The organism is uncultured Methanobrevibacter sp. (assembly GCF_937906425.1).
Lineage (GTDB): Archaea > Methanobacteriota > Methanobacteria > Methanobacteriales > Methanobacteriaceae > Methanobrevibacter.
Genome location: NZ_CALCYR010000033.1, coordinates 1 through 6520 on the forward strand (window position 1 = coordinate 1; position 6520 = coordinate 6520).

Sequence of the window (6520 nt, forward strand, 5' to 3'; positions counted from 1 at the left end):
ATTTTCAATTAAATTAATTTAAATCTATTTTATAATCAATTTTGCTTTTTTAGTAATTGCCTTATAACAGTCGTCTCCATCAAACTTGACAGTAAAGCCATAAGTTCCCTTCTTATTCAAGCTGATCTTGACTGTAGCAATTCCCATAGAATTTGTCTTTCCAGTGTAATGCTTTCCATTTACAATAAATGAAACCAACTTTCCACTTATCGGACTGCCGTAAATTGAACGCAGACTTGCAGTAAGTGTCTTGCCTTTAACACTTGCCTTATATGTCTTGCTTGAAACTGTAAGCTTAGGAGTCTGAGGATTTACGGTTATCTTAGCAACTGCAAAGCTTGCATTATAGTTTTCATCCCCTGCAAAGTACATTGCAAAGGTATATCCTCCTGCAACCCTAAGATTTACCTGAACTCTAAAACCGCCAGTTTCATTGGTAATATAATTATAGACATGTCCATTGAATCCAACTGAAACATTTCTGCCAGCCAATGGATTTCCAAAGCCGTCAACTAAAACTGCATTAAAGTATTCGCCGATTCTGCCTTCAATGTTTGGATTGAATGAAGTGGTGCTCATGTTTTCAAATACAAATCCGGCAGCTATTTTACTGACCTTAAGCTCTCCAATGGCATAGGATGAAGCATAATTCTCATTTCCTTCATAAACTGCAAAGATTGCATAGTCCCCTGCCCTTAAATCAGGAATTTGAAGTGATGCCCTACCATCCCTTGCACTGATATTGTAATATTTTCCATCAGCAAAAACCATTATTTCCCCATCCAATGGAGCAAAGGATTGGGTAAGTATTAAATCGACTGTAAGATTATCGCCATAGCTAATATTGTCAAGGCTCAGTACAAGATCTGTTTGCTTAAGTTCAAGAGGAATCTCAACTGATATCTCAACTGGAACTTCAATGGCATTGTTATATTCCTTGATTTTTATGGAAGCTCTAAGTTCAAGCCCATTTTCATCAATATATTTTACAATTACACTTGAATTCCCCTCAACTGCAATATTGGCTCTTCCATTATCATCCAATGTCAAATTGGACCCAATTCCATTAATAATTACTTGAACAGCCCCATTTGAAATAGGATTATTGTCCAAATCCTTAAGGCTTATGGAAAGGACTCCTGAATCCTCATCCAATTCAATTGTTCCATTAGGAATAAGTGAAATGAAAACATCATGATCTATGACTGAACTGCGATTTTCAACTATAATCACTGCAAAGGCCTCTGAAGCGAGATAAATATTATCTAAACTGCCTCCATAATAAACTTCAAGATTTAGCTTTCCACTAATGATTGCGCTTTCATCACTTGATGGAATGGATTCAAATTGAATATCATCAATGATTGCAGTTCCATCTTCATCTGTAAAGCATTCTGATTGGATGCCGTTAATAATGCAAATCAATTTGGAATCCTTCAATGGATTATTTCTGGAATCCACCAATTTTAAAATAATGCACTCATCATCATAATCTATCAATATTTTGGTTTTGCTTGAAAATGTCAAGCTGCCATTGATTAAGGCTCCATTATAAGAAGAATCAGTTTCCGGATTGAATCTTATCTCATAATCAATCAATCCGATAAGCCCCTCACAATCAAATACTGCAATACCATTCTCATCTGTCAAATTGCTTAAAGTTTGATTTGAATAAGTGAAGCTAATGTTTCCGCCGGATATAGGATTTTCACCATCAGACAAATATACATAAAGAGCGGACCCATTCAAGGCAAAATCCAAGGTGGAATTGATTTTATTAATATTCAAGGCAATATCAATTCCCGTAAGTGAAATCTCATCATCACTTAAATTACAGCTCAATATCACTGATATTCCTGGAGCCAAGGCTTCCAAATCAGCAGTGTTTAAAACTGCGCTTGAACCGTTGATTGCCAATTCAAGTTCATAGTCATTACCAGCAACCGCATAACTTACAAGGATGATTTTTCCATCCAAATCAGAACTTAAATTACCGGAATTATCCAACACATCTATATTTAGCTCTGCATTTTCACCATAAGCAATATCTATTTCCCTTAAGTTTGAAACCAATACATAGCTTGTTTTAGATTCTATTGTAATGTTTAATGAAACATCTGCAATTGAAACAATGTCCTCACCGATTGAATTAGGAATATAACTTACAAAAGAGGAATTATTTGATATATTGACCTTTGTCTGGTTAAGATATCCATTCAATGCAGTCAATTCCAATTCGATTTGAGGAATCCAATCCGGAATATCCTCCAAATCTGTACCGTTGAATGACTTGAATTGGACAGAGAGCTGATAGCTTTTTTCAAAAGTGAATTCTGTGTCATTTATAGAAAGGTCTACAACAATCCAGCTTTTGGCCAATGATCCGTTTAAGTTGTTTATAGAGTCATAAGTTGAAAGCAATGGAGCATTGCTTGAGAAATAGTTATTGTCAATGTTTACACTTGAGTTCTTGTAGACAATGTCATTTGCAGATGATGACTTGTTTGCTGCAATTGTATCTATTTCATTTGATATGAAAATATTATTGTTTACTGTTCCATTTACAATCAATATGGCCCCTGCTCCGATGCCGCTGCCGACAAATGCATAGTTCTCCTTGAATATTGAATTTGTAATGTTTGAATATGCATTATTTGCAAAGGAATATATTGCACCGGCACTTCTTCCATTGTTTTGCTGAATTATCCTATTGTTTTCAAAGTAGGAATTGTTTACAATTAATGTTACATAATTCTTGACGATTGCTGCAGCTCCTGCACCATATGCAGTGGTGACTGTTGAATTGATGAAGCTTGTATTTTCAATGATTGTAAAGTACCTGCTTGCCAAACTACCGCTTGCACCCTGTCCATAGATTCCTGCACAGTAGTCCTCTGCACTGTTGTTTATGAATTTGGAGTTTAATACGGTTATATTGCTTTGTGAATAGATTGTTCCATATCTATCCGCCACATTGGAAATGAATTCACAGTTATCCAAGATCATTTGAGACTTATAAAGCCAAATTGCAGAGCCATAACCATTGTAGGTGTTTTTCATAGCTACAAACTTGGTGTTATTGACATTTACGATGGAATCGCTGTCTGCTGCAATTGCTGCACCTCTGAATGCTGTACTGTTTTCAAATGTACAGTTGATAATGTTTAATTCACCTTCAACAAATATTCCTCCGTCATCCTCTGTAAATCCGTTAATGAGACTTATTCCAATAAGCTCAAGTTTTGAATACTTGCTTACTGTAAAGAAGGTGCTTTGATTATTTCCGTCTAGAACAATTGTTTTTAGAGGGTTTGCACCAGAACCGCTAACTAAAGGAGCATTTACCCTTGCATTTAAAAGGTTTGCACCAGAACCGCTAACTAAAGGAGCATTTACCCTTGCATTTAAAAGCTTTGTTTCAGAATTAGTAAGTCCAAAATAATTTAAACCCAATAAATCAGAAGGATTAGACAATACAGCAATTCTAATGTTCTTTCCATCAACGCTTATATTGGAAATGATTTCATGATATCCTGGAAGACCATAAATGGTGTCTTCATCCTGTGCCGCCTCAACAGCCTGAGCCAAGGTCTCAAAGGTGGAATTTCCAATAATCCAGTTGTATTGAATTGATCTTAATCTGCCATCGATTACAGTTTCCAAATCACTTCCGGAATAGCTGCCTGAAACCACATAATCAACATAATCTTCAGAGAGATTGAATGTGTAAGTTGCCAGGCCATTGTCACCTAAAAGGGCAGTGCCGTTATAAACTCCATTCAAGCTAAAGTAAACAGTTCCTCCTGCAATGCTGAAACCCTCTTTTGTAGTTACCCTTGCATTTATGCTTACTTCAGTACCTTTAAGAGCTATTTGACTTGCCCCATCAATAAACTTAACAATGACATCCAATTTGGCGCCATCATTATAGATGATTGTACCATCAACATCAAGTATTTTCAAGTCATTGAAAATTACCTTGGATTTGGTGTAAATCAAGGCATCGCCAGGCAATACGCTTGCATTGGATAGGCTAATCCTATTTAAAATAAGTTCAATATCCCTTGAAACATTGAATATGTTTGAATAGCCCTTAGCATCAATTATTGCATTTTCATCTCCAATGATGCTAACTGACTTATCTATAATCAGGCCATTCTCAAAATAGGTTCCTTCCTTAATGTAAATAACGTTTTTAATGGAGTTTACATTAGCCAAAGCCTTTTTGATGGAGCGATATGGATTGTCCTCACTGCCGTCCCCACTGACATCACTGCCGTTAAGGCTTACAAAGATGGTGTTTAGACTAGCAGGCTCGATTGCAATATTTAGCTCAAGAAGGGTTTCATCTCCATAAATTAAACTTATTGTATCAAGACTTACAAGATTTGAAATGTAATCAATAGAGTTTTGCTGGCCATAGGACAAATCAATTGAATGAGAGCCAAGTTCCCCAATTGAAGAGGATATGTTCAGGCTAAAGTCATGGAAATAATGATTCAAGGCAGTTATGTTTTCACCATTTACACATTTGCATAAATCAAAGGAAATCTGTGAGCTTTCACCTTGAACAGGGTTTTCATCAATGCTTGCATTCAAAATTATCCATTTGTCAGTTGTTACATTGCTGTTGAACTTTCCCAATCCATTTGGATTATCATTGCTTGCCCAATAGTTATTGTCAATGTCTACAATCGCCCTATGCAAGACTGAATATGGATAACCCTCTACAAATATGTCATTTGAGATGTGACTTTCTCTTGAATCACTGTTGTTTAGGAAAATGTTATAGTTAATGTCTGCATCCTGTGATGTGAATATTGCCCCTCCCATTTTACCTGAATCCAATGAGGATGCAATTCTATTGTTTTCAAAAAGGGAGTTGCTTAGGCTTAATTTTCCCCCTTCATTGTCGATTGCTCCACCACAGTCAATTGAAGTTCCATTGATGAAAGTGGAATTTGTAACTGTCATTGTTGAGGATAAGGCAGTGGAGATGAATCCTCCCCTATAATTTGAAAATCCGTTTGTGAAATTGGAATTATATATATTTGCCTTTCTATTGTTGTTGTATACTGAAATGGCACTTCCATAATATCCTAGAGTATTGTTAAAGCTAGAATCCCTTACAGTTAAATTGCTGTAATATTCACAACTGATTGCACCGCCTAAACTGCCATCAAGTTCATTTTTTATATTGTTAAAGCTTGAATTGACTATTTCAATGCTTGAATATGAATATGCATAAACTGCAAGCCCCCTATCATATTCAGAAGAGATTATATTATAAAATCTTGAGTTTTTAATAAGAATGCTGCTTGAGGTTGCAAAGATGACATTATAGGATGAATCGCCAAATTCACAGTTATCCGCCATCAAGTGAGCATTGCTTAATTTTATAAATCCTCCAGGGCCTGAGGAAGCATTTTTAAAAATCAGATTCTCCAGATTAAGTGTGGCAGTGTCATAAACATTGAAGACAGTTCCATTCCCATAAATTAAGATTACATCCAAGGCATTTGATTTGATTGTAAGATTTTTAACAATGTCTATACTGTTTGAAACAGTTTCCACAATTGGAGAAGCGGATACAATAACATCATCTGAAGCTGCAGCATTTACAGCAGAAGCCAAATCAGAATAATTGTTTCCAGTACTTTCAACTGTCCAAAAAGCCCCTTCATTTAAATTGGAGGAAGACAAATAATTATTTCCATTTGCTTTTAAATCCACATCAAGGTCGGAAGATTCTGAATCTTTAGCATAATTTGAATCATTCAGAGAACTTAAATCAGAAGAATAAACAGAATCTTCAAGAGCCAAATCAGAAGAAACACCAATGTTAAATGAATCCACACTTGAATCGGCTGTAGAAGCCATAGTAGAATCAACAATAGAATCCACACTTGAATCCGCAGTAGAATCCACACTATAATCAAGATCAACATTGGATGAATCTTCAGCAAAAGAAGAAGGAATTGCTAAAAAGAGCATTATAAGAAATGCAATTATTAAAACCTTCTTATCCACCATCTTTTTAAACATAATTGTCACCCATTAATAAAAATATAATTTTAAGAATTTTAATTATTTCAAATAATAATTCTAATAATTTTAATTTGATTTTAAATAATAAATAATAATTTTAACTGATTTTAAATAAGAATTACTAATAATCTTAATTTGATTTTAAATAATAAATAATAATTTTAATTTTAACTAATTTTTACAGTACTTTTAACACTAATTGCCTTGTATCTTTCGTCTCCTGCGAATTTGGCAGTGAAAGAGTATGTTCCTTTCTTGGAAAGACTTACCTTAACAGTAGCTACGCCCTTTGCATTTGTAGTTGCTGTGTATGTCTTTTTGTTTACTGTGAAAGTGATCTTCTTGCCTTTGATTGCAGTTCCTCTTGAGGTCTTGAAGGTAGCGGTTAATGTTTTTGTCTTTGCACTTGCCTTATATGTCTTCTTGGCTGTTGTGAGTTTTACAGGCTCTGGATTTACTGTGATTTTAGCTA

At 35.0% G+C, this 6520-nt stretch carries 2 protein-coding genes; both read right to left on the bottom strand.

The features are described from left to right. Positions 1-24: 24 nt before the first annotated feature. Entirely contained in the window at positions 25-6045 is a 6021-nt protein-coding gene (locus tag Q0138_RS01035) for a hypothetical protein (RefSeq protein ID WP_297979705.1), read from the bottom strand. A 170-nt stretch (positions 6046-6215) separates the two neighbouring features. Continuing rightward, on the bottom strand, positions 6216-6520 hold a 305-nt coding region (locus Q0138_RS01040), incomplete at its 5' end, for an Ig-like domain-containing protein (RefSeq protein ID WP_297979708.1).